The sequence below is a fragment of the Streptomyces sp. NPDC015346 genome (assembly GCF_043078785.1).
Taxonomy (GTDB): domain Bacteria; phylum Actinomycetota; class Actinomycetes; order Streptomycetales; family Streptomycetaceae; genus Streptomyces.
Genome location: NZ_JBIBTW010000006.1, coordinates 294,040 through 317,747, shown reverse-complemented (window position 1 = coordinate 317,747; position 23,708 = coordinate 294,040). Strand labels below are relative to the sequence as shown.

Genomic DNA, 23,708 nt, shown 5'->3' with positions numbered 1-23,708 from the left:
CGAGGCGCGACATTTTAACACTGTGGGGGGAAAATGAATCACACAGCAGTGGTCGATCGCACGTCTGACCTGGAGGCTTGCGGTTTGCAGCCCGTACCGCTGGAGCTCACCCATCGGGCCCGGCCCGGCGACTCTTTCCCGTCCGGCTGGGCCCGGCTCGGACCCGACCGGTTCCTCGTACGGGCCGACTGGCCGCGCGAGCACCCCTTCTTCTCTACCGTGCACGGCGGTCTGTACGACCCCATGCTGGTGGTGGAGAGCATGCGGCAGTCCACGCTGGTGATCGTCCACGCGGCCTACGGTGTGCCGACGGGGCATCAGTTCCTGCTCACGGACCTTCAGTACGACTGCGACATGGCGGAGCTCGTCGCCGACCCGGGGGGACCGGTCGACATCGAGGTGACCTGCACGGCCATCCAGTACCGCGGCGAGCTGCTGGCCTCCCTGCGGGCCGACTGGGTCGTCCGCCGGAACGGACGGATCTGCGCCACAGGGGTGGGACACGCTCGTCTGACCAGCGCCGCGGTCTACCGGCGGCTGCGCGGGGAGCTCGCGACGCCGGTGGAGTTCATACCCCACGCGCCGCCGGTACCGGCCGCCGTCGTCGGCCGCACCAGGACCGAGGACGTCCTGCTCTCGCCCGCCGAGGAGGCGGGCCGTTGGCTGCTGCGTCCCGACACCCGTCATCCCGTTCTCTTCCAGCGGCCGAAGGACCACATACCCGGCATGCTGCTCCTGGAGGCCGCCCGGCAGGCGGCCGCCGCGACGACGACGGGCGACCGGTGCCTCATACCGGCCGTCGGCCGCATCTTCTTCTACCAGTACGCCGAATTCGCCAGCCCCTGCTGGGTGGACGCCCGCCGGGCCTGGTCCCGCGACGCGGGCGACGAGGCCGTCCAGGTCTCCTGCCACCAGGACGGCAGCCCGGTGTTCTTCGCCGTCCTGCGCGGCCCCGTCGTCCCCCGCCCGAGAGGGGCGGCGGGGTGATCCTCGTGACCGGAGCGACCGGCACCGCCGGCGGTGCCGTGGCCCGGGTGCTGGCCGAACAGGGCCGGCCCACGCGCCTTCTCGTCCGCGACCCGCGACGGGTCACCGCCCCCGGACCACACGCGGAGGTGGTGACCGGAACCTACGCCGACCCGGCCACCCTCGACGCGGCGCTCGAGGGCGTGCGCGCCGTCTTCGTCGTCACCAACAACCCCTGGGAACCCGACGACGCGCGCCTGGTGGAGGCGGCCGGGGCCCGGGGCGTGCGGCACCTGGTCAAGCTCTCCGCGGCGGCGGTCGAGGACGAGCTGTCCGAGGACCTCATCACGTGCTGGCAGCGAAGGGCGGAGGAGACGATCCGTACCAGCGGTATGGATTGGACGATCCTCCGCCCCCGGTCGTTCATGACCAACACGCTCGCCTGGGCGTCCTCCATCAAGGCCGAGGGAGTCGTCCGGGGGATCGGCGGCGACTGCCCCAGCGCCTGCGTCGACCCGAGGGACGTGGCCGAGGTGGCGGCGCTGGCCCTGACCGGTCCGGGGCACGCCGGCCGCGTGCACACGCTCTCGGGCCCCGAGGCCGTCAGCGCCGAGGAGCAGGTGGCACAGCTCGGCCGGGCGCTCGGCCGCACGCTGCGCTACGAGGAGCTGGAGCCGGACCAGGCCCATGCCCAGTGGCTGAGCCGGTACCCCCGCGAGATCGCCGACGCCCTGCTGACCCGGGTGGAACGGCTGCGGGACGGCGCCAAGCAGCGGGTGGAGAACACGGTCCCGGACGAGCTGGGCCGCCCCGCCCGGGCGTACCGGGACTGGGTACGGGAGCACGCCGCCCGGTTCGACTGAGAGCCCCGCGATGGCGTAACGCGCACGCCCCGCCTCGCCCCGCCTCGCCCCGCCTCGCCCCGCCTCGCCCGGCCGGTCCGGCCGGTCCGAGCCCCGCCGTGGGCGCGTGCCACGCCGCCCCACCATGATCTCCCGACGGGCCGTCGCCCGCCGGGAGCTTCGTGCTGCCCCGTCATGGCCAGCCGTCATGGCCAGGCGTCATGGCCAGTCGTTCGCCCCATAGGTATAATGGTCATGGTAGAACAGTGCAACGGCCCTTGCAGAAGAGGGCTCCGGCGTGAGGGGCGCAGATGGTGGTGGAGCGGAGCGCGAAGGGGCGACGGCCGCGCGGCGGCCTCGTCGAGAAGCGCGAGGCGATCCTGCGCGGGGCGCTGACCGTCTTCGCCCAGGACGGGTACACCCGCGCCTCCATCGAGGCGATCTCCTCCGCGGCGGGCGTGTCCACCCGCACCATCTACAACCACTTCGAGGACAAGGCCCAGCTCTTCCAGGCGGTCATCCAGGGGAGCGCGGCGCGCGTGGCCGAGTCCCAGATCGCGGTCATCGAGAAGCATCTCGACCATGTGCAGGACCTGGAGAAGGACCTGATCGCCTTCGGCATGGCCTGGGTGACGCCGATGGCGGACTACGCCGACCACTTCGCCCTGGTCAAGCAGATCAACGCCGAGTCCGGGCACATCCCGGCGGAGGCGATCGAGGCCTGGCAGAAGACCGGCCCGCTGCGGGTGCGCCGCGAACTGGCGTACCGCATGATGCGGTTGGCCGACCGCGGCCTGCTCAAGGTCCGGGACGCCGACCGGGCCGCCCTGCACTTCGGGCTGCTGATCTCGGTGGCCGACCCGGCCTTCACCGCGTCCGAACCCACTCCCGAGGAGATCGAGGCGACGGTGGTCTCCGGCGTGCACGCCTTCCTCCACGGCTACCTCGGCTGACGGCGGGAGCCCCACGATGCGTCACCGACTGCTGGGCCGGACCGGGCTGCGGGTCTCCGAGCTGTTCCTCGGCGCCATGTCCTTCGGGGAGCCGGGCGGCGGCGCCCCCCTCGCCGAATGCCGCCGGATCCTCGACGTGTACGCCGAGGCCGGCGGCAATGTCGTGGACACCGCGGTCACCTACCGGGGCGGCCGGAGCGAGGAGATCGTGGGCGAGCTGCTCGCGGGCCGGCGCGACCGCTTCGTGGTGGCCAGCAAGTACGGAGTCTCCCGCGACCGGTCGGACCCGAACGCGGGCGGCGGCCACCGCAAGAACCTGATGCTCTCGCTGGAGACGAGCCTGAAGCGGCTGCGTACGGACTACATCGACGTGTACTGGATCCACCTCTGGGACCCGTACACGCCGCTGGAGGAGCTGATGCGCGCCCTCGACGACGCCGTACGGTCGGGCAAGGTCCTCTACGTGGGCGTCTCCGACGCCCCCGCCTGGGTGGTCGCCCGCGCGAACACGCTCGCCGAGTGGCGGGGCTGGTCCGCCTTCGCCGGCCTGCAGGTGCCCTACAGCCTGCTCCAGCGGGACATCGAGCGTGAACTCCTGCCGATGGCCGAGGCCTTCGGCATGACGGTCGCGGCCTGGAGCCCGCTCGGCCACGGCGTCCTGACGGGCAAGCACCTGCCCGAGGGTCTGAGGGGCGAGCACCTGGCCGAGGAGCCGCCGGTCGGCTCGGAGCACGCCGTGGTACGCGCGGTGGTCGAGGTGGCCCGCGAGCTGGGCGTGACGCCCGCTCAGGTGGCCGTCGCCTACACCCGGGCCCGGTCCCGCGCCGTTCACCCGATCATGGGCGCGCGCACGGCGGAGCAGCTGGCCGAGAACCTTCGGGCGGTGGACGTGGTCCTGCCCGAGGAGTCGCTGCGCCGCCTTGAGGCCGCGACGGACTTCACGCCGGGCTTCCCCGGCGACTTCCTCGCGCAGGCCGCCCCCAGCGCCTTCGGTGACCATCTCACCGAATAAGAGACCGTGGTGGCCCTTTTCGGGGTCGCTCTTTCCGAGGCCGGGACTCTTCACCCGGCTGTCATCTCTCGTCCTTCACGCGGCATCCCCCTGGCAATGCGAGGGGGATGCCGCGTATGTCTATGTTTGGTGCCGGTAGCCGCGCCGGCCTGGCGCTATTTCTTGTCCTCGACCTGGCGTGTTTCTCGCTTGTCGGTCAGACCTTTGACAAACCGGCGGTGCGGTTTATTGTGTGGGCGACGCTCGATCACCGCTCAAGCTGTGTCAAGCAAGGGGGAGAAAATGAACCAGCGTTCCGCAACAGTGCTCGAACCGCACATACCCCACCAGAGGGTCTCCGAGGGCCCGTTCCCACCGCCGGACTCCACACCCTCCGGCCCCTCCCGCATCGCCCGCCCCTCGACCACCTGGCGCGTTCTCATCGTCGAGAACAACGCCCACGAGGCCGAGGCCCTGGCCAGGGGCCTGCGCCGGCACGGGCACGAGGTGGACAGTGTCGCCACCGGCGGCGAAGCCCTGCACACCTACGAGAGCGCCGATCTGGTGCTGCTCGACCTCGAACTGCCCGACATCGACGGCCTGGAGGTCTGCCGCAACATCCGGCAGGCCTGTGACGTCCCCGTCATCGCCGTCACCGGGCGCGGCTCCGAACTCGACCGCGTCCTCGGCCTGCAGGCCGGAGCGGACGACTACCTCGCCAAGCCCTACGGCTTCCGCGAACTGATGGCCCGTATGGAAGCCGTCATGCGCCGGGCGCGGCCCCAGGCCCCGCTCGCCGGCACCATCGACCACGGGCCGCTGCGCATCCACGCCGCGTCGCGCCAGGTCACGCTCGACGGCGTCCGGGTGGAGCTGACCCGCAAGGAGTTCGACCTGCTCTACCTCCTCGCCTCACACCCGGACACCGTGATCCCGCGCAAGCGCCTGATGCAGCAGGTGTGGGGCGACTCGTGGTCCCGCCGGACCGTCGACACCCACGTGTCCACCCTGCGCAACAAGCTCGGTGCCAGCACCTGGATCACCACGATCAGGGGGGTCGGTTTCCGGTTCGGCCACGGCTGACGGGGCCGAGCGGGCGGATCGGCACGGTCGCAGCGTCCACACACAGGGGGAGAAGAAGTGACACACGACAAGACATCCGCGCACCCGCGGCCGTGCGAGGGGGCGTCCTGCGCGGCCCCGGCCGGCGCCGCCCGGGGCCGCGCACCCGCCGGGGCGGGGGGCGGCCGCCTGTGCGTGGTGTGCCGGCACCGGCTCGCGGAGGGTTTGCGGCGGCTGCCCGCGCTCCACGAGGCGTGCGGGCAGGTCCTGACCGGCGGCGCGCCGGGCGGGCTGAGGGAGCGGACGACCGGCGGGGCCCTGCCGGGCCTGCCCTTCAACGGGGCCGCGGCGGAGGTGCGGTCGAGGATGCGCGCCGTCCTCGGCTCCTGGGGCGGGCTCGTCGCCCAGCAGCGGTCCCTGCCCGTTCCGCCGCGTACGGTCGCGGCGCTCGCCGGGTTCCTGCTGCGCAACGCGGACTGGCTCGCGGCCCATCCGGCGGCGGGGGCCGTCTCGGCGGAGATCGCGGCGCTGGTCCGGGACGGCCATCGGATCGCGTACCCGGACGAGCGGCGCCGGATCCGCCTGGGGGCGTGCGCCGAGCCGGGCTGCACCGGAAAGCTGACCGTCTCGGTCTCCGTCGGCACCCGGGGGCCCGCCGGCACCCCGGAGATCCGCTGCGACGCCGACGCGGACCATGTCTGGCCCAGCGAACGGTGGAGCGCGCTGCACCGCGCCATGGTGGGCGCCGCGCCCGGGGGGCAGGCCGCCGCAGCGGCGCCCGGGCAGGCGCCCGGGCGGGCCGCCGGGGCTGCCCCCGGGCAGGTCGCCGGGGCCGCGCCCGGACACGGCCCCGGACAGGCGCCCGTACACGCCCCCGGACAGGCAGCTGGGTACGCACCCGTTCCGACCGCCGGGCACGCGCCCGGGCAAGCCCCCGGACGCGCCCCCACGGCCGCCCCCGGCAGGTCGGTGGCCACCGCGCGCGGCAGTGAGCGGTGGCTGACCGCCGCCGACATAGCCGCGCTCTGGCGCACTCCGGTCGGCAGCGTCTACCGGCTGGCGAGCGAGCAGCGGTGGCGCCGGCACAAGCGCCGGGGGCGTACGTACTACAGCGAACGCGACGCGCACGCGTACTTCGAGCGCCGTTCCGTACGCCGCTGAGCGGCCGGTCGACCTGCGCGTGCTGACTGATTCTTGACATGGGCTTGCCTGCCGCTGAAGGCAGGCGGGCACCCCTTGTGAAACCTGACTGAGTCCTGAAATGCCAAGCGTTGATCGGGAGTTCGGGGTCGAAGAACCTTGAGGTCAGGATCCGGTGCTCTGTCCCCGGGGTGGTGAGAAACCCCCCCGGGGACAGCGTCCGGGCACAGGAGAGCGAGTCGAGAAAGGCCCTCAGTCGTGCGCAAGGTGCTCATCGCCAACCGTGGCGAAATCGCTGTCCGCGTCGCCAGGGCGTGCCGGGATGCCGGGATCGCGAGCGTAGCCGTCTACGCCGATCCGGACCGGGACGCTCTGCACGTCCGCGCGGCCGACGAGGCGTTCGCTCTGGGCGGTGACACCCCGGCGAGCAGCTATCTGGACATGGCCAAGGTCCTTTCAGCGGCGAAGGACTCCGGCGCGGACGCGATCCACCCCGGCCACGGATTCCTTTCGGAGAACGCCGAGTTCGCCCAGGCCGTCCTGGACGCCGGTCTGATCTGGATCGGCCCGCCGCCGCAGGCGATCCGCGACCTCGGTGACAAGGTCGCCGCGAGGCACATCGCCCAGCGGGCCGGTGCCCCGCTGGTGGCGGGCACCCCGGACCCGGTCTCCGGCGCCGAGGAGGTCGTGGCCTTCGCCCGCGAGCACGGCCTGCCGATCGCGATCAAGGCCGCCTTCGGCGGCGGCGGCCGCGGCCTGAAGGTCGCCCGCACCCTGGAAGAAGTGCCCGAGCTGTACGACTCCGCCGTCCGCGAGGCCGTCGCCGCCTTCGGCCGCGGCGAATGCTTCGTCGAGCGCTACCTCGACAAGCCCCGCCACGTCGAGACCCAGTGCCTGGCCGACACCCACGGCAACGTCGTCGTCGTCTCCACCCGCGACTGCTCGCTCCAGCGCCGCCACCAGAAACTCGTCGAGGAAGCCCCCGCCCCCTTCCTCAGCGCCGAGCAGAACGCGGAGCTGTACCGGGCCTCCAAGGCGATCCTGAAGGAAGCCGGCTACGTCGGCGCCGGCACCGTCGAATTCCTCGTCGGCACCGACGGCACCATCTCCTTCCTCGAGGTCAACACCCGCCTCCAGGTCGAACACCCCGTCACCGAAGAAGTCACCGGCATCGACCTCGTGCGGGAGATGTTCCGCATCGCCGACGGCGAGCCCCTCGGCTACGACGACCCGCCCATGCGCGGTCACTCGATCGAGTTCCGTATCAACGGCGAAGACCCCGGCCGCGGCTTCCTGCCCGCCCCCGGCACCGTCACCACCTTCAACCCGCCCACCGGCCCCGGCGTCCGCCTCGACGCCGGCGTCGAATCCGGCTCCGTGATCGGACCGGCCTGGGACTCCCTCCTCGCCAAGCTGATCATCACCGGCGCCACCCGCGAACAGGCCCTGCAGCGCGCCGCCCGCGCGCTTGCCGAGTTCACCGTCGAAGGCATGGCCACCGCCATCCCCTTCCACCAGGCCGTCGTCACCGACCCCGCCTTCACCTCCGACCCGTTCACGATCCACACCCGCTGGATCGAGACCGAGTTCGTCAACGACATCAAGCCGTTCACCCCCACCGGCACCGACACCGACGAAGAGGACGAGACCGGCCGGGAGACCATCGTCGTCGAGGTCGGCGGCAAGCGCCTGGAAGTCTCCCTCCCCTCCAGCCTCGGCATGACCCTGGCCCGCACCGGACTGGCCGCCGGCGCCAAGCCCAAACGCCGCGCCGCGAAGAAGTCCGGCCCCACCGCCTCCGGCGACACCCTCGCCTCCCCCATGCAGGGCACCATCGTCAAGATCGCCGTCGAAGAGGGCCAGCACGTCGAAGAAGGCGAACTCATCGTCGTCCTCGAAGCCATGAAGATGGAACAACCCCTCAACGCCCACCGCTCCGGCACCATCAAGGGCCTCACCGCCGAGATCGGCGCCTCCCTCACCTCCGGCGCCCCCATCTGCGAGATCAAGGACTGAATCTCCCGGGACCCCTCTCTTTTCTTTCCGGTCCCCGTCCGTACCCATCACCCGCCCGACGCCCGGAGCAATCCGGCCGTGGAGGAGAAACAACCATGCACAGCACACTGATCGTGGCTCGTATGGATCCCGACGCGAGCCTCGACGTCGCCCGCACGTTCGCCGACTTCGACGCCACCGAGATGCCCCATCTGATGGGCACCCGCAGGCGCCAGCTCTTCGCCTACCGGGGCCTGTACTTCCACCTGCAGGACTTCGACAACGACAACGGCGGCGAGCTCATCGAGAAGGCCAAGTCCGACCCGCGCTTCGTGCGGATCAGCGAGGACCTCAAGCCCTTCATCGAGGCCTACGACCCCGCCACCTGGCGCTCCCCCGCGGACGCCATGGCGACCCGCTTCTACAACTGGGAGGCCTCGGCGTGACCGCACGACGCGTGGTCATCACCGGCATCGAGGTGCTTGCCCCGGGCGGGATCGGGGCCAAGAACTTCTGGAACCTGCTGAGTGACGGCCGTACCGCCACCCGGGGAATCACCTTCTTCGATCCCTCGCCGTTCCGCTCCCGCGTCGCCGCGGAGATCGACTTCGATCCCGAGCTGCACGGGCTGAGTCCGCAGGAGATACGGCGGATGGACCGGGCCGCGCAGTTCGCCGTCGTGGCGGCGCGCGGCGCGGTCGCCGACAGCGGCCTCGACGTCGCCGCGTACGACCCGTACCGCGTCGGCGTCACCATCGGCAGCGCGGTCGGCGCCACCATGGGCCTCGACGAGGAGTACCGCGTCGTCAGCGACGGCGGCCGGCTCCACCTGGTCGACCACGACTACGCCGTACCGCACCTCTACAACTACCTGGTCCCCAGCTCCTTCGCGGCCGAGGTCGCCTGGGCCGTAGGCGCCGAGGGGCCCAGCACCGTGGTCTCCACCGGCTGCACCTCCGGCATCGACTCGGTCGGACACGCGGTGGAGCTGATCCGCGAGGGCTCCGCCGACGTCATGATCACCGGCTCCTCGGACGCGCCGATCTCGCCGATCACCATGGCCTGCTTCGACGCGATCAAGGCCACCACCCCCCGCCACGACGACCCGGAGACGGCCTCCCGGCCGTTCGACGGCAGCCGCAACGGCTTCGTCCTCGGCGAGGGCTCCGCCGTGTTCGTGTTGGAGGAGCTGGAGAGCGCGAAGAAGCGCGGCGCCCACATCTACGCGGAGATCGCCGGGTACGCCACCCGGTCCAACGCGTACCACATGACGGGGCTGCGTCCCGACGGCGCGGAGATGGCCGAGGCCATCCGGGTCGCCCTCGACGAGGCGCGGATGAACCCGACGGACATCGACTACATCAACGCGCACGGTTCCGGCACCAAGCAGAACGACCGCCACGAGACGGCGGCCTTCAAGCGGAGCCTGGGCGACCACGCCTACCGGACCCCCGTGAGCTCCATCAAGTCGATGGTGGGCCACTCGCTCGGCGCGATCGGCTCCATCGAGATCGCCGCCTCCGCGCTGGCCATGGAGCACAACGTGGTGCCGCCCACGGCGAACCTGCACACGCCCGACCCCGAGTGCGACCTCGACTACGTCCCGCTGGTCGCCCGCGAGCAGCTGACCGACGCGGTCCTCACCGTCGGCAGCGGCTTCGGCGGATTCCAGAGCGCCATGGTGCTGGCCCGTCCCGAGAGGAGCGTGGCATGACCACGTCGGTGGTAGTGACCGGCCTGGGCGTCGCCGCCCCCAACGGCCTGGGCACCGAGGACTACTGGGCCTCGACCCGTAGCGGCAAGTCCGGCATCGGGCGGATCACCCGCTTCGACCCCGCGCAGTACCCGGCCCAGCTGGCCGGCGAGGTGCCCGGCTTCGTCGCCGAGGACCTGCTGCCGAGCCGGCTGCTCCCGCAGACCGACCGGATGACCCGGATGGCGCTGGTCGCCACGGACTGGGCGCTGGCCGACGCGGGCGTACGGCCCGAGGACCTGCCCGACTTCGACATGGGCGTGGTCACGGCCAGCTCTTCGGGCGGCTTCGAGTTCGGCCAGGGCGAGCTTCAGAAGCTGTGGAGCCAGGGCAGCCAGTTCGTCAGCGCGTACCAGTCCTTCGCCTGGTTCTACGCGGTCAACAGCGGCCAGATCTCCATCCGTAACGGCATGAAGGGCCCCAGCGGCGTCATCGTCAGCGACCAGGCCGGCGGCCTGGACGCGGTGGCGCAGGCCCGCCGCCAGATACGCAAGGGCACGAACCTGATCGTCTCCGGTTCGATCGACGCCTCGGTCTGCCCCTGGGGCTGGGTCGCCCAGCTCGCGAGCGGGCGGCTGAGCAGCAGCGACGAGCCGACGCGCGCCTACCGCCCGTTCGACGCGGAGGCCTCCGGGCACGTGCCGGGGGAGGGCGGCGCCATCCTGATCATGGAGTCGGCCGAGGCGGCGCGGGAGCGCGGTGCGCGGATCTACGGCGAGATCTCCGGCTACGGCGCCACCTTCGACCCCCGCCCCGGCAGCGACCGCGAGCCGAGCCTGCGCAAGGCGATCGAACTGGCCCTGGCCGAGGCCCGGGTCGCCCCGGAGGACGTGGACGTGGTCTTCGCCGACGCCGCGGCCGTCCCCGAGCTCGACCGGATCGAGGCCGAGGCCATCACCGCCGTCTTCGGCCCGCGGGGCGTGGCGGTCACCGCGCCGAAGACGATGACCGGCCGGCTCTACTCCGGCTCCGCGCCGCTCGACCTCGCGGCCGCGTTCCTGGCCATCAACGAGGGCCTGATCCCGCCGACGATCAACGTCGAGCCCTCCGCCGACTACCAGCTCGACCTGGTCGGCCCCCAGCCGCGCACCGCCGAGGTGCGCACGGCGCTCGTCCTCGCCCGCGGACACGGCGGATTCAACTCCGCCGTCGTCGTACGCGCCGTCGACTGAGCGCGTCCGGGCGGCGCCCTCCACCGGTCGTCCATCCCCCCGCCGGCCGTGGAGGGCGCTACCGCCCGCTCCAACCCCGAGCACACCGACAGACGAAGGGACACCCATGTCCACCACCGAATTCACCCTCGACGACCTGCGCCGCATCCTGCTCGACGGAGCCGGCGCCGAGGAGGGCGTCGACCTCGACGGCGACATCCTCGACGTGCAGTTCGAGGCGCTCGGCTACGAGTCGCTCGCCCTGCTGGAGACCGGCAGCCGCATCGAGCGCGAGTACGGCATCACCCTCGACGAGGACGTGTTCACCGACGCGGACACCCCGCGCGCGCTGCTGGCCGCCGTCAACGCCCAGCTCACGACCGGTGCCGCCGCCGCCTGAACCGGCGCACCCGCGGGCCGGGCGGTCCCTCGCCGCCCGGTCGGCACCCCCGCGGGCCGGGCGGTCCCTCGCCGCCCGGTCGGCACCCCCGCGGGCCGGGCGGTCCCTCGCCGCCCGGCCCCGACCGACCGACCGACCGCAACACCACCAGTGGAGAAGAGAGCATGACGCAGCAGGAGAAGCGGGTCGCCCTGATCACCGGCGCCACCAGCGGGATCGGGCTCGCCGTGGCCCGTCTGCTGGCCGCCCAGGGCCACCGGGTGTTCATCGGCGCCCGCAGCGCGGAGAACGTCAGCGCGACCGTGAAGCAGCTTCAGGAGGAGGGCTTCGAGGCCGGCGGCGCCGCCCTCGACGTCCGGTCGAGCAGCGACGTCAAGGCCTTCGTCCAGGCGGCCGTCGACCAGTTCGGCACGGTCGACGTCCTCGTCAACAACGCCGGCCGCAGCGGCGGCGGGGTCACGGCGGACATCGCCGACGAGCTGTGGGACGACGTCATCGACACCAACCTCAACAGCGTCTTCCGGATGACCCGGGAGGTGCTGACCACCGGCGGCCTGCGCCACAAGGACCGCGGCCGCATCATCAACATCGCCTCCACCGCGGGCAAGCAGGGCGTGGTGCTCGGCGCTCCTTACTCGGCCTCCAAGCACGGCGTGGTCGGCTTCACCAAGGCGCTCGGCAACGAGCTGGCCCCGACGGGCATCACCGTGAACGCCGTCTGCCCCGGCTACGTCGAGACGCCCATGGCCCAGCGCGTGCGGGCCGGCTACGCCGCCGCGTACGACACCAACGAGGAGGCGATCCTCGAGAAGTTCCAGGCGAAGATCCCGCTCGGCCGCTACTCCACCCCCGAGGAGGTGGCCGGCCTGGTCGGCTACCTGGCCTCCGACACCGCCGCGTCCATCACCTCGCAGGCGCTGAACGTCTGCGGCGGCCTCGGCAACTTCTGAGCAGCCGGTCTTCAAGGCAGCCGATCATCAGAGCAGCCGATCTTCTGAGCATCCGATCCCAGATTCGAGGAGCATGAGCATGCCGCAGCAGGGCCTTCGCGAGGTGGAGCACGAGATCGTGATCTCCGCCCCGGCCGAAGCCGTCTACCGGTTGATCGCCGAGGTCGAGAACTGGCCGCGCATCTTCCCGCCGACCATCTACGTCGACCACGTCGAGCGCGGCGAGCGCGAGGAGCGCATCCGCATCTGGGCCACCGCGAACGGCACGGCCAAGAACTGGACCTCGCGGCGCACCCTGGACCCCGAGTCCCTCACCATCACCTTCCGGCAGGAGGTGCCGGCGCCGCCGGTCGCCGCCATGGGCGGTACGTGGATCATCGAGCCGGTCTCCGCGACCGAGTCCCGGGTCCGCCTGCTGCACGACTACCGGGCGATCGACGACGACCCGGAGAGCCTGGCCTGGATCGACGAGGCCGTGGACCGCAACTCCCGCTCGGAGCTGGCCGCTCTGAAGACCAACGTGGAGTTCGCCCACGCCGCCGAGGAGATCACCTTCTCCTTCGAGGACACCGTGCAGATCAACGGGTCCGCCAAGGACGTCTTCGCCTTCATCGACGAGGGCGACAAGTGGGAGGAGCGGCTGCCGCACGTGGCGACCGTCCGCCTGGAGGAGCTCTCCCCGGGGCTGCAGGTCCTGGAGATGGACACCCGCGCCAAGGACGGCTCGACGCACACCACCAAGTCGTACCGCGTCTGCTTCCCGCATCAGAAGATCGCGTACAAGCAGGTGACGCTGCCCGCGCTGATGACCCTGCACACCGGTTACTGGACGTTCGCGGAGAACGAGGACGGCGTGGCCGCCTCCTCCCAGCACACCGTCGTGCTCAACACGGCCAACATCGCGCGCGTCCTCGGCGCGGACGCCACCGTCGCCGACGCCCGGGAGTACGTGCGGACGGCCCTGAGCACCAACAGCCGCGCCACCCTCGGCTTCGCCAAGGACTACGCCGAGCAGAAGCGGCGCTGACGACCGTGACCGACAGCCAGGGGAGCCCGGACGCCCGGGTGATCGTGGTCGGTGGCGGCCCCACCGGCCTGATGCTCGCGGGAGAACTGCGGCTCGGCGGAGCCGAGGTCGTGGTCCTCGACCAGCGGTCGGGGCCGACGACCGAGTCGCGCGCCTCCACCCTCCACGCGCGCACCATGGAGATCCTCGACAGCCGCGGGCTGCTCCGGCTGCTGGGCGGGACGCCACCGTGCGAGCCGCGCGGCCACTTCGGCGGCGTCCCGCTCGATCTGACGCTGCCCAGCTCGCACCCGGGCCAGTGGAAGGTCTCCCAGACCCGGGTGGAGGAACTGCTCGGCGGCTGGGCGGCCGGGCTCGGCGCCGACATCCGGCGCGACCACGAACTGCTCGATCTGCGCGTCACGGACGACGGGGTCGAGGCCGAAGCCCTCGGCCCCGCCGGCCGGGTGCGGCTGCGGGCGGGTCACCTGGTGGCCTGCGACGGCGAGCGCAGCACCGTACGGCGGCTGACCGGGGCGGAGTTCCCCGGGCAGGACGCCGGGCGGGAGCTGCTCCGCGCCGACGTGCGGGGCGTCCGGATCCCGGACCGCCGCTTCCAGCGTCTGGAGCGGGGCCTGGCCATCGCGGCCACCCGTGAGGGCGTCACCCGGGTGATGGTCCACGAGTTCGGCAGCCGGGCCGTTCCCCGTACGGCGGAACCGGAGTTCGCCGAGGTCGCCGACGTGTGGAAGCGGGTCACCGGGGAGGACCTCAGCGGCGGAACGCCGGTGTGGGTCAACGCCTTCGGTGACGCCAACCGGCAACTGGCCCGCTACCGCCACGGCCGGGTGCTCTTCGCCGGGGACGCCGCCCACCAGCAGATGCCGGTCGGCGGCCAGGCGCTCAACCTCGGCCTCCAGGACGCGGTCAACCTCGGCTGGAAGCTGGCGGCCACGGTGAGCGGGCGGGCCCCCGAGGGCCTGCTCGACACCTACCACGAGGAGCGGCACGCCACCGGCCGGCGGGTGCTGTCCAACATCCGCGCCCAGGCGCGGCTGTTGCTCGGCGGTCCCGAAGTGGAGCCGGTGCGCGCCCTGTTGGGCGAGCTGGCCGGCACCGACACGGTCCGTGCCCACCTCGCCGGGATGATCTCGGGGCTCGACATCCGCTACGAGACGGCCGGGCAGGGGCATCCGCTGCTCGGGCGCCGGCTGCCGCCCACCACCCTGACCACGGCGGGCGGCCCGGTCCGCACGGCGGAACTCCTGCGCTCCGGGCAGGGCGTCCTGCTCGACCTGGGCACGACGGCCGTCGCCCCGGCGGTCGCCCCGGAGGGCTGGGAGGGCCGCGTACGTCACGTCGCGGCCCGGGTGGACACGGACGGCGAACTGCGCGCGGGAGAGGCGTACCTCGTGCGGCCGGACGGCCACATCGTGTGGGCGGGAGTCGGACCGGACGGTGTCCTGACCGCGATGCGGAAATGGTTCGGAGACCCTGACCGAAATTGACACTGGCCTGACCTGAGTTTCCTTGAAAACTCGCCGCGGTGCGAAGATCCTGTTATTCGGATCAATTCCGATTCAAGCCCGGAATCTCGCGTGAAATGCATGGAGGCAGTGACGTGAAGGGAATCATCCTGGCGGGCGGACATGGCACGAGGTTGCAGCCGATCACCTTCGGGGTGTCCAAGCAGCTTCTGCCCGTCTACGACAAGCCGATGATTTACTATCCACTGTCGGTGCTGATGCTCGCCGGAATTACCGACATCCAGATCATTTCCTCGCCCGACGATCTGGAGGGCTTCCGGCGGCTGCTCGGCGACGGCTCCGACCTCGGGCTCGACCTCAGTTACGCGGAGCAGGACAAGCCGCGGGGTCTCGCGGACGCCTTCCTGGTCTCCGAGCGGCACATCGGCGACGAACCGGTGGCGCTGGTGCTCGGCGACAACATCTTCCACGGCCACGGCTTCTCCGGCGTGCTGAAGGACAGCGTCGAGAACCTGGACGGGGCGGTGCTGTTCGGCTACCCCGTCCGGGATCCCGAGCGGTACGGCGTCGGCGAGGTCGACGCCGCCGGCAACCTCACCTCCCTGGAGGAGAAGCCCGAGCACCCGCGGTCCAACCTGGCCATCACCGGCCTGTACTTCTACGACAACGACGTCGTGGAGATCGCCAAGGACCTCCAGCCGTCCGAGCGCGGAGAGCTGGAGATCACCGACGTCAACCGGGTCTACCTGGAGCGCGGCAGGGCGAAGCTCGTCCAGCTGGGCCGCGGCTTCGTCTGGCTCGACACCGGCACCCACGACGCCCTGACCGAGGCGGGCCAGTACGTGCAGCTCCTCGAGCACCGGCAGGGCGTCCGTATCGCCTGCATCGAGGAGATCGCCTGGCGGATGGGGTTCATCGACCAGGAGGCGTGCCACCGGCTCGGCGCCCGGCTGTCCCGCTCTCCGTACGGCCGCTACGTCATGGAGATCGCCGCGGCCGGCTGACGCGGCGCGCCGTGAGCGTCCGCGGGGCATTCCCTCTCGCGCGTCCCCCCGCGCGACCGACTTGGAAATATCCACCGAAGGACAGGAATCATCATGCCCTTGATCAATCCCGAAGACGGTTACCTGACTGTTTTCAACATGTTCGAGACCGAGACCCGGGAAGGTCAGGACCGCGTTCTCGGCGAGATGTGCGACATCATCGACAAGGCGAACTACCCCGGCTGGATCTCCTCCACCGTGCACGGTGGAGTCGACGCCCCGGGAACCGCGAACTTCATTCAGTGGCGCAGCCTCGAGGACCTTCAGGCGCGTTATGCGGGAAAGAAGTTCCAGAACAAGACCGTGCCGCTTTTCGACGAGCTCGCCACCACCGTCAAGCTGCTCAAGACCGAGGCCGTCTTCGCCCAGCGCCACCCCTCGCTCGGCGGCGTCACCGAGATCTCCCCGGACCGCGACGACTACACGGTGATCTTCATCCTCGACGTCGCCCCGGAGAACCAGAAGGAACTGGTCGACACCCTCGCCAAGCCCGACGAGTGGCTGCTGAGCGTCCCCGGTTACCGCTCGCACGCCTACTTCCGCGGCCTCGACGGCTCCTTCATCGTCAACTACGCGCAGTGGGACAGCAAGGAGACCTACGACGCGTTCCACACGCTCCCGGACGACCAGCGGCCCGAGTCGGTCCGCAAGGGCCGCGAGCACGCCCGCACGCTCGCCACCGGCCGCTGGGCGAACACCTTCCGCGTCGCGCACTCGCGCTCCGCCGCGCAGGTCTAGGCGGCACCGGCGATGCGCTACCTGTTCACCACCATTCCCGGCCCCTCCCACGTGCTGCCGATGGTCCCGCTGGCCCACGCGGCGCTGGCGGCGGGCCACGAGGTCCTCTTCGCCACCAGCGGCGAGGCGGCGCTGCGCACGGCCAAGTCCGCCGGTCTGCACACCTTCGCGGTCGACGACGGCCAGGCCGCCGCGCCGTACGAGGAGATGGCCCGCAAGGTCAGCGAGACGACCATCACCAGCGACCTGCCGATCAACGAGCTGATCGGGTACTTCGCCGGGGTCTTCGCCGAGGTCGGCTCCCGGATGGCGGACGCCCTCATCGAGGCCGGCCGCACCTGGGGCGCCGACGCCGTGGTCTACCCGCCCCCGCACGTCGGCGGCCTGCTCGCGGCCCGCGCGCTCGGCATCCCCGCGGTGCTGCACGGCATCGGCACCCGCCGCCCCACCTTCGGCCCGGCCCTCGCCGCGCTACGGCCCACCGCCGAGCGGCTCGGGGTGACCGAACTGCCCGAGGCCGAGGTCGAGATCGACCTGAGCCCGGCGTCCCTGGAGACCATCCACCAGGACACCCCGCACCAGGCCCGCGCGGGCCACACCCTGCCGATGCGCTACATCGCGTACACCGGCGGAGCGGTGCTCCCCGACTGGCTGCTCCAGCGCGGCCCGCGCCCGCGGGTCGCCGTCACGCTCGGCTCGCTCCCCGCGATCTACGGCGACGGCGCCCTGCTCCGGGAGATCATCGAAGGGGCCCGCGAGCTCGACGTCGAACTCGTCGTCACCACCGGCGGCGCCGAACTGAGCGCCCTGCCCTCGCCGTTGCCCCCGTACGTACGGGTCGTCGACTGGCTGCCGCTCAAGGCGCTGCTCGCCACCTGCGACGCCGTCGTCCACCACGGCGGCATGGGCAGCGTCTACGCCTCCCTCGACGCCGGTGTGCCGCAGCTGGCCATCCCGGTGACCGGCACCGACAGCGTCGCCAACGCCCAGGTGGCCGTCGCCCGCGGCGCCGGCCGGCTGCTCGACATCGCCGATGCCCGGGCCGCCACCGTGGCGTCCGCGCTCCGCGAGGTCCTGCACACCCCCTCGTACCGCGAGGCCGGCCGTCAGGTGTCCGCCGAGATGCGGGCCATGCCCGCGCCGGCCACCGTCGTCGCCGAACTCTCCGCCCTGCTGGGGGCCGCCGGATGAGGCTCCTGGTCACCGGCGGAGCCGGGTTCATCGGCTCCCACTACGTACGCTCCCTCCTGGACGGCGGCTACGGCGCGGCCCCGGACACCCGGGTCACCGTGTTCGACAAGCTGACCTACGCCGGGAACCGCGACAACCTGCCCGCCGCCCACGACCGCCTGGACTTCGTCCGCGGCGACCTCTGCGACGGGGACCTGCTGCGCGAGCTGCTGCCCGGACACGACGCGATCGTCCACTTCGCCGCCGAGTCGCACGTGGACCGCTCGGTCGCCGGCGGCGGGGACTTCGTCCGCACCAACGCGCTGGGCACCCAGGTCCTCCTGGAGGCCGCCCTGCACAGCGGTGTCGAGCGGGTCGTGCACGTCTCCACCGACGAGGTCTACGGCTCCATCGACGAGGGCGCCTGGACCGAGGAGTGGCCGCTGCTGCCCAACTCCCCGTACGCCGCCTCCAAGGCGAGCTCCGACCTGATCGCGCGCAGCTACTGGCGCACCCACGGCCTGGACGTGTCGATCACCCGCTGCTCCAACAACTACGGGCCGTACCAGCACCCCGAGAAGCTCATCCCGCGGTTCGTGACGAACCTGCTGGAGGGCCGGAAGGTGCCGGTCTACGGCGACGGGCGCAACCGCCGCGAGTGGCTGCACGTGGACGACCACTGCCGCGCCATCCATCTGGTCCTCGCCAAGGGCGGGGCCGGGGAGATCTACAACGTCGGCAGCGGGAACGAGCTGGAGAACCTCCAGCTCACCGAACGCGTGCTGGAACTGTGCGGCGCCGACGCCTCGATGATCGAGTACGTCGAGGACCGCAAGGGCCACGACCTGCGCTACTCGCTGGACGACACCAAGATCCGCGAGCGGCTCGGCTACGCGCCGCAGGTGCCCTTCGACCGCGGGATCGCCGAGACGGTCGCCTGGTACCAGGACAACCCGATGTGGTGGAAGGCGGCGAAGCACCGCGCCGACACCGAACAAGCCGCCGGGGCCGTGTGATGGCCGCCGCCGAGAACCGAGAGGGGACATCCGTGGACACGGACGTCATCGTGGTGGGTGCCGGCCCGACCGGCCTGATGCTCGCGGGCGAACTGCGCCTGGGCGGGGCGCGGGTCGTCGTCGCGGAGCGGCTGGAGCGGCCGACCGGCCAGTCGCGCGGGCTCGGCTTCACCGCCCGCGCCCTGGAGTCGTTCGAACAGCGTGGCCTGGTACCCCGCTTCGGCGGTCTTGAGACCAGCCCGATGGGCCACTTCGGCGGTGTGCAGTTCGACTACACCGTGCTGGAGGACGCGCACTTCGGCGCCCGGGGCATCCCGCAGTCGCAGACCGAGACGGTCCTGGAGGAGTGGGCCGGCGAGGTCGGCGCGGACATCCGCCGGCGCTGGGAGTTCCTCGGGTACGAGGAGGACGAGGACGGCGTCCGCGTCCGGTTCGCCACCGACGGGGGCGAGCGGGAGCTGCGCGCCTCCTACCTGGTGGGCGCCGACGGCGGGCACAGCGCCGTGCGCAAGGCCGCGGGCTTCGACTTCCCCGGGACGCCGGCCACCCGCGGCATGTACCTCGCCGACGTGGTCGGCTGCGACCTGCGGCCCCGGTTCCTGGGCGAGCGGCTGCCGGGCGGCATGGTCATGGCCGCCCCGCTGGCCGAGGGCGTGGACCGGATCATCGTGTGCGAGCACGGCGCCCCGCCGGCCGACCGCAGCGAGACCCCGGAGTTCGCCGAGGTCGCCGCCGCCTGGCAGCGGCTCACCGGCGAGGACATCTCGGGCGGCGGCGCCGACTGGGTCAGCTCCTTCAGCGACGCCACCCGGCAGGTCACCGAGTACCGGCGCGGCCGGGTCCTCCTCGTCGGCGACGCGGCCCACATCCACCTGCCCGCGGGCGGCCAGGGCCTCAGCACCGGCATCCAGGACGCGGTCAACCTCGGCTGGAAGCTGGCGGCCACGGTGAACGGCTGGGCCCCCGAGGGCCTCCTCGACACCTACCACGCCGAGCGCCACCCCGTCGGCGCCCGGCTCCTCATGAACACCCGCGCCCAGGGCCAGATCTTCCTCGGCGGCGAGGAGGCGGACCCGCTGCGCGAGCTGCTCGGCGAACTCATCGTCCACGACGAGGTCAAGAAGCACCTGGCGGGCATCGTCAGCGGTCTCGACGTGCGCTACGACCTCACCGGGCCGGACGCGAACGGCGAGGCCGGCGCGGCGGGCGAGGCGGACGCGGCGGCCGAGTCGCACCCGCTGCTCGGACGCCGGCTCCCGCACCGCCCGCTGCACGGCGCGGCCGGCGAGCAGAACACCGCCCAGCTGCTCCACGCGGCCCAGGGCGTGCTGCTCGACCTCGGTGACGACGCCGCGCTGCGCGAGGCCGCCGAGGGCTGGAAGGACCGTGTCGTCACGGTCACCGCCGCCCCGGCCGACCGCGAGGCCTTCGCCGGCGCCCCGGCGCTGCTGGTCCGCCCCGACGGCTACGTGGCCTGGGCCGGCGCGGACACCACCTCGCTGACGGCGGCGCTCACCCGGTGGTTCGGCCGGCCCGCGGCGGCCTGACCCTCCCGACCGACCTAAAGGAACTGTGATGGCAACACGTCTGTTCACCTCGGAGTCCGTGACCGAGGGCCACCCCGACAAGATCGCCGACCAGATCAGCGACACCATCCTCGATGCCCTGCTGCGGGAGGACCCGGACTCGCGGGTCGCCGTGGAGACCCTGATCACCACCGGTCTGGTGCACATAGCGGGCGAGGTGACGACGAAGGCGTACGCGCCGATAGCCAAGCTGGTGCGCGAGAAGATCCTGGAGATCGGCTACGACTCCTCCACCAAGGGCTTCGACGGCGCCTCCTGCGGCGTCTCGGTCTCCATCGGCGCGCAGTCCCCGGACATCGCGCAGGGCGTCGACACGGCGTACGAGAAGCGTGTCGAGGGCGATGAGGACGAGCTGGACAAGCAGGGCGCCGGCGACCAGGGTCTGATGTTCGGCTACGCGTCGGACGAGACCCCGGAGCTGATGCCGCTCCCGATCCACCTCGCCCACCGGCTCTCCCGCCGCCTGACCGAGGTCCGCAAGAACGGGACCATCCCGTACCTGCGCCCCGACGGCAAGACCCAGGTCACCATCGAGTACGACGGCGACAAGGCCGTCCGCCTCGACACCGTCGTGGTGTCCTCCCAGCACGCGGCGGACGTCAGCCTGGACGGGCTGCTCACCCCCGACGTCCGGGAGCACGTGGTCGAACACGTCCTCGCCCAGCTGGCCGAGGACGGCATCAAGCTGGACACCGAGGGGTACCGGCTGCTGGTCAACCCGACCGGGCGTTTCGAGATCGGCGGCCCGATGGGCGACGCCGGCCTGACCGGCCGGAAGATCATCATCGACACGTACGGCGGTATGGCCCGTCACGGTGGCGGCGCGTTCTCCGGCAAGGACCCGTCGAAGGTGGACCGCTCGGCCGCCTACGCCATGCGCTGGGTCGCGAAGAACGTCGTCGCGGCCGGGCTCGCCTCGCGCTGCGAGGTCCAGGTCGCGTACGCGATCGGCAAGGCGGAGCCCGTCGGCCTCTTCGTCGAGACCTTCGGCACCCACACGATCGAGCCCGAGAAGATCGAGCACGCCATCGGCGAGGTCTTCGACCTCCGCCCGGCCGCGATCATCCGCGACCTCGACCTGCTGCGCCCGATCTACTCCCAGACGGCCGCCTACGGCCACTTCGGCCGCGAGCTTCCCGACTTCACCTGGGAGCGCACCGACCGCGTCGACGCCCTGCGCAAGGCCGCCGGTATCTGAAGCGCCGCACCCGTCCTCCGACCGCACCCGTCCCCCGACCCCACCCCTCACAGGAGCCCACCGCCGTGCGCATCGCCGTGACCGGATCGATCGCCACCGACCATCTGATGGCCTTCCCGGGAAAGTTCGCCGAGCAGATCCTCGCCGACAGTCTGGAGCGGGTCTCGCTCTCCTTCCTCGCCGACTCTTTGGAGGTCCGGCGCGGCGGGGTGGCGGCCAACATCGCCCTGGGCCTCGGCCGGCTCGGTCTGACGCCCGTCCTCGTCGGCGCGGCCGGCGTCGACTTCGCGGAGTACGCGGCCTGGCTGCGGGCCGGCGGGGTCGACACGGACGCGGTACGGGTCTCCACGACCCTGCACACCGCCCGGTTCGTGTGCACCACGGACACCGAGCAGAACCAGATCGCCACCTTCTACGCGGGCGCCATGGCCGAGGCCCGCGACATCGACCTGGCCGAGGTCGCCGAGCGGGCCGGCCCGCTGGGCCTGGTCCTGATCGGCGCCGACGACCCGGCGGCCATGGTCCGCCACACCGAGACCGCCCGGCGCCTCGCCGTCCCGTTCGCCGCCGACCCCTCGCAGCAGCTCGCCCGGCTCGGCCGCGACGAGGTGCGCACCGTCGTGGAGGGCGCCGCGTACCTGTTCACCAACGAGTACGAGGCGGCCCTCCTGACGGACCACGCCGGCTGGAGCGAGGCCGAGGTGCTGGACCGGGTCGGCACCTGGATCACCACCCGCGGCGCCGACGGCGTCGAGATCCGCACCCAGGGCGCACCGGTCCTGCGCGTCGCGGCCGTCCCCACCGGCGACGCCGTCGAACCCACCGGTGTGGGCGACGCCTTCCGGGCCGGCTTCCTCGCCGGCGTCTCCTGGGACTGGTCGCACGAGAGGGCCGCCCGGCTCGGCTGCGCCCTGGCCACCCTGGTCCTGGAGAGCGTCGGCACCCAGGAGTACCGGCTGGACCCGGCCGACCTGCTGCGCCGCATCGGCGAGGCGTACGGGCCGGCCGAGGCCCGGGCGATGGAGCCCCGGCTGAGCGCGGTCGCGGCGGGCCTGGCCGGCCTCGCCCCGAGCGCCTGACCACCCCTCATATCCACCCACATTCCTTTACGCGTGCCAGGAGGTACGAGCGTGACCACGTACGTATGGGACTACCTGCCGGAATACGAGAAGGAGAAGTCGGAGATCCTCGACGCCGTCGAGAAGGTCTTCTCCTCGGGCCAGCTGGTCCTGGGGGAGAGCGTCAAGGGCTTCGAGGAGGAGTTCGCCGCCTACCACGGTGAGGGCTTCCACGTCACCGGTGTCGACAACGGCACCAACGCGCTCAAGCTCGCCCTGGAGGCCCTCGGCGTCGGCCCCGGCGACGAGGTCGTCACCGTCTCCAACACGGCCGCCCCCACGGTCCTCGCGATCACCGGCACGGGCGCCACCCCCGTCTTCGTCGACGTCCGCGAAGAGGACTTCCTCATCGACACCGACCTCGTCGAGGCCGCGATCACCCCGCGCACGAAGGTGCTGCTCCCCGTCCACCTGTACGGCCAGAGCGTGGACATGGCCCCGCTGAAGGAGATCGCCGACCGGCACGGGCTGAAGATCCTGGAGGACTGCGCCCAGGCGCACGGCGCCCGTCACCACGGCCGGCTCACCGGCACCATGGGCGACGCCGCGGCCTTCTCCTTCTACCCCACCAAGGTCCTGGGGGCCTACGGGGACGGCGGCGCCGTGATCACCGCCGACGCCGAGACCGACCGCTCCATGCGCCAGCTGCGCTACTACGGCATGGACAAGGTCTACTACGTGGTCCGCACCCCCGGCCACAACTCCCGCCTCGACGAGGTGCAGGCCGAGATCCTGCGGGGCAAGCTCGCCAAGCTCGACACGTACCTGGAGGACCGCAACCGCGTGGCCCGCCGCTACGAGGAGAAGCTCGGCGACCTCACCGGTCCCGGCGGTCTGCTGCTGCCGGCCACGAACCCCGGCAACACCCACGTCTACTACGTCTACGTGGTCCGCCACCCCCAGCGCGACCTGATCATCGAGAAGCTCAAGGCCGACCACGACATCTCGCTGAACATCAGCTACCCGTGGCCCTGCCACACGATGACCGGCTTCGAGTACCTCGGATACGAGAAGGGCTCGCTGCCCGTCACGGAGAGGCTCGCCGGGGAGATCTTCTCGCTGCCGATGTACCCCTCGCTCACCGAGGACAAGCAGGACCGTGTCATCAGCGCCCTGCGCGAGGTCCTGGCCTCCCTCTAGGGG

Annotated in this window: 22 protein-coding genes; all 22 read left to right on the top strand. The window is 71.8% G+C overall.

Annotation, left to right across the window (positions count from 1 at the left end; translation table 11 throughout):
* Window positions 1-84: 84 nt before the first annotated feature.
* Window positions 85-987, top strand: coding sequence for a ScbA/BarX family gamma-butyrolactone biosynthesis protein (locus ACF06X_RS23730; protein ID WP_392289283.1), 903 nt, complete (start codon window positions 85-87; stop codon window positions 985-987).
* The gene (locus tag ACF06X_RS23725) at window positions 984-1,829 is read left to right on the top strand and encodes an NAD(P)H-binding protein (protein ID WP_392289282.1); all 846 of its coding nucleotides are present in this window, start codon (window positions 984-986) and stop codon (window positions 1,827-1,829) included. Before ACF06X_RS23730 ends, ACF06X_RS23725 begins: the two co-directional genes overlap by 4 nt.
* Window positions 1,830-2,119: 290 nt before the next feature.
* The gene (locus tag ACF06X_RS23720) at window positions 2,120-2,761 is read left to right on the top strand and encodes a TetR/AcrR family transcriptional regulator (protein WP_392289281.1); all 642 of its coding nucleotides are present in this window, start codon (window positions 2,120-2,122) and stop codon (window positions 2,759-2,761) included.
* A 16-nt stretch (window positions 2,762-2,777) separates the two neighbouring features.
* On the top strand, window positions 2,778-3,773 hold the full coding sequence (locus ACF06X_RS23715) for an aldo/keto reductase (protein WP_392289280.1): 996 nt from the start codon (window positions 2,778-2,780) through the stop codon (window positions 3,771-3,773).
* Window positions 3,774-4,055: 282 nt separating this feature from the next.
* A complete protein-coding gene (locus tag ACF06X_RS23710) occupies window positions 4,056-4,835 on the top strand; it encodes a response regulator transcription factor (RefSeq protein ID WP_392289279.1) in 780 nt (259 codons plus the stop codon).
* A gap of 57 nt (window positions 4,836-4,892) precedes the next feature.
* Entirely contained in the window at window positions 4,893-5,975 is a 1,083-nt protein-coding gene (locus ACF06X_RS23705) for a hypothetical protein (protein WP_392289278.1), read from the top strand.
* 237 nt (window positions 5,976-6,212) lie between these two features.
* Window positions 6,213-7,970 carry an acetyl/propionyl/methylcrotonyl-CoA carboxylase subunit alpha gene (locus ACF06X_RS23700; protein WP_392289277.1) on the top strand — a complete coding sequence of 586 codons (1,758 nt, stop codon included), beginning with the start codon at window positions 6,213-6,215 and terminating at the stop codon, window positions 7,968-7,970.
* A 95-nt stretch (window positions 7,971-8,065) separates the two neighbouring features.
* Window positions 8,066-8,395: a TcmI family type II polyketide cyclase gene (locus tag ACF06X_RS23695; protein WP_392289276.1), complete on the top strand. Its 330-nt coding sequence runs from the start codon at window positions 8,066-8,068 to the stop codon at window positions 8,393-8,395.
* A complete protein-coding gene (locus tag ACF06X_RS23690) occupies window positions 8,392-9,663 on the top strand; it encodes a beta-ketoacyl-[acyl-carrier-protein] synthase family protein (protein WP_392289275.1) in 1,272 nt (423 codons plus the stop codon). The genes ACF06X_RS23695 and ACF06X_RS23690 overlap by 4 nt, the downstream gene beginning before the upstream one ends.
* Window positions 9,660-10,874, top strand: coding sequence for a ketosynthase chain-length factor (locus ACF06X_RS23685; protein ID WP_392289274.1), 1,215 nt, complete (start codon window positions 9,660-9,662; stop codon window positions 10,872-10,874). The genes ACF06X_RS23690 and ACF06X_RS23685 overlap by 4 nt, the downstream gene beginning before the upstream one ends.
* A gap of 106 nt (window positions 10,875-10,980) precedes the next feature.
* On the top strand, window positions 10,981-11,253 hold the full coding sequence (locus ACF06X_RS23680) for an acyl carrier protein (RefSeq protein ID WP_392289273.1): 273 nt from the start codon (window positions 10,981-10,983) through the stop codon (window positions 11,251-11,253).
* Window positions 11,254-11,417: 164 nt separating this feature from the next.
* Window positions 11,418-12,203, top strand: a complete 786-nt coding sequence (gene fabG, locus ACF06X_RS23675; RefSeq protein WP_392289272.1) for a 3-oxoacyl-ACP reductase FabG — start codon at window positions 11,418-11,420, stop codon at window positions 12,201-12,203.
* A 79-nt stretch (window positions 12,204-12,282) separates the two neighbouring features.
* Complete coding sequence (locus ACF06X_RS23670) at window positions 12,283-13,230, top strand: aromatase/cyclase (protein ID WP_392289271.1); 948 nt, start codon at window positions 12,283-12,285, stop codon at window positions 13,228-13,230.
* A 5-nt stretch (window positions 13,231-13,235) separates the two neighbouring features.
* The gene (locus tag ACF06X_RS23665) at window positions 13,236-14,717 is read left to right on the top strand and encodes an FAD-dependent monooxygenase (RefSeq protein ID WP_392289270.1); all 1,482 of its coding nucleotides are present in this window, start codon (window positions 13,236-13,238) and stop codon (window positions 14,715-14,717) included.
* A gap of 113 nt (window positions 14,718-14,830) precedes the next feature.
* Window positions 14,831-15,700 (top strand): glucose-1-phosphate thymidylyltransferase RfbA, encoded by an 870-nt coding sequence (gene rfbA / locus ACF06X_RS23660; RefSeq protein ID WP_392289269.1) that lies wholly within the window; start codon window positions 14,831-14,833, stop codon window positions 15,698-15,700.
* 138 nt (window positions 15,701-15,838) lie between these two features.
* A complete protein-coding gene (locus ACF06X_RS23655) occupies window positions 15,839-16,477 on the top strand; it encodes an antibiotic biosynthesis monooxygenase family protein (protein WP_392289268.1) in 639 nt (212 codons plus the stop codon).
* A 12-nt stretch (window positions 16,478-16,489) separates the two neighbouring features.
* A complete protein-coding gene (locus ACF06X_RS23650) occupies window positions 16,490-17,668 on the top strand; it encodes a nucleotide disphospho-sugar-binding domain-containing protein (RefSeq protein WP_392289267.1) in 1,179 nt (392 codons plus the stop codon).
* A complete protein-coding gene (gene rfbB, locus ACF06X_RS23645; RefSeq protein ID WP_392289266.1) occupies window positions 17,665-18,663 on the top strand; it encodes a dTDP-glucose 4,6-dehydratase in 999 nt (332 codons plus the stop codon). The genes ACF06X_RS23650 and rfbB overlap by 4 nt, the downstream gene beginning before the upstream one ends.
* Window positions 18,663-20,210: an FAD-dependent monooxygenase gene (locus ACF06X_RS23640; RefSeq protein WP_392289265.1), complete on the top strand. Its 1,548-nt coding sequence runs from the start codon at window positions 18,663-18,665 to the stop codon at window positions 20,208-20,210. The genes rfbB and ACF06X_RS23640 overlap by 1 nt, the downstream gene beginning before the upstream one ends.
* A 28-nt stretch (window positions 20,211-20,238) precedes the next feature.
* Window positions 20,239-21,447 (top strand): methionine adenosyltransferase, encoded by a 1,209-nt coding sequence (metK, locus tag ACF06X_RS23635; RefSeq protein ID WP_392289264.1) that lies wholly within the window; start codon window positions 20,239-20,241, stop codon window positions 21,445-21,447.
* 65 nt (window positions 21,448-21,512) lie between these two features.
* On the top strand, window positions 21,513-22,526 hold the full coding sequence (locus ACF06X_RS23630) for a carbohydrate kinase family protein (RefSeq protein ID WP_392289263.1): 1,014 nt from the start codon (window positions 21,513-21,515) through the stop codon (window positions 22,524-22,526).
* Between the two features lie 51 nt (window positions 22,527-22,577).
* Window positions 22,578-23,705 (top strand): DegT/DnrJ/EryC1/StrS family aminotransferase, encoded by a 1,128-nt coding sequence (locus ACF06X_RS23625; RefSeq protein WP_392289262.1) that lies wholly within the window; start codon window positions 22,578-22,580, stop codon window positions 23,703-23,705.
* The last annotated feature ends 3 nt before the right edge of the window (window positions 23,706-23,708 follow it).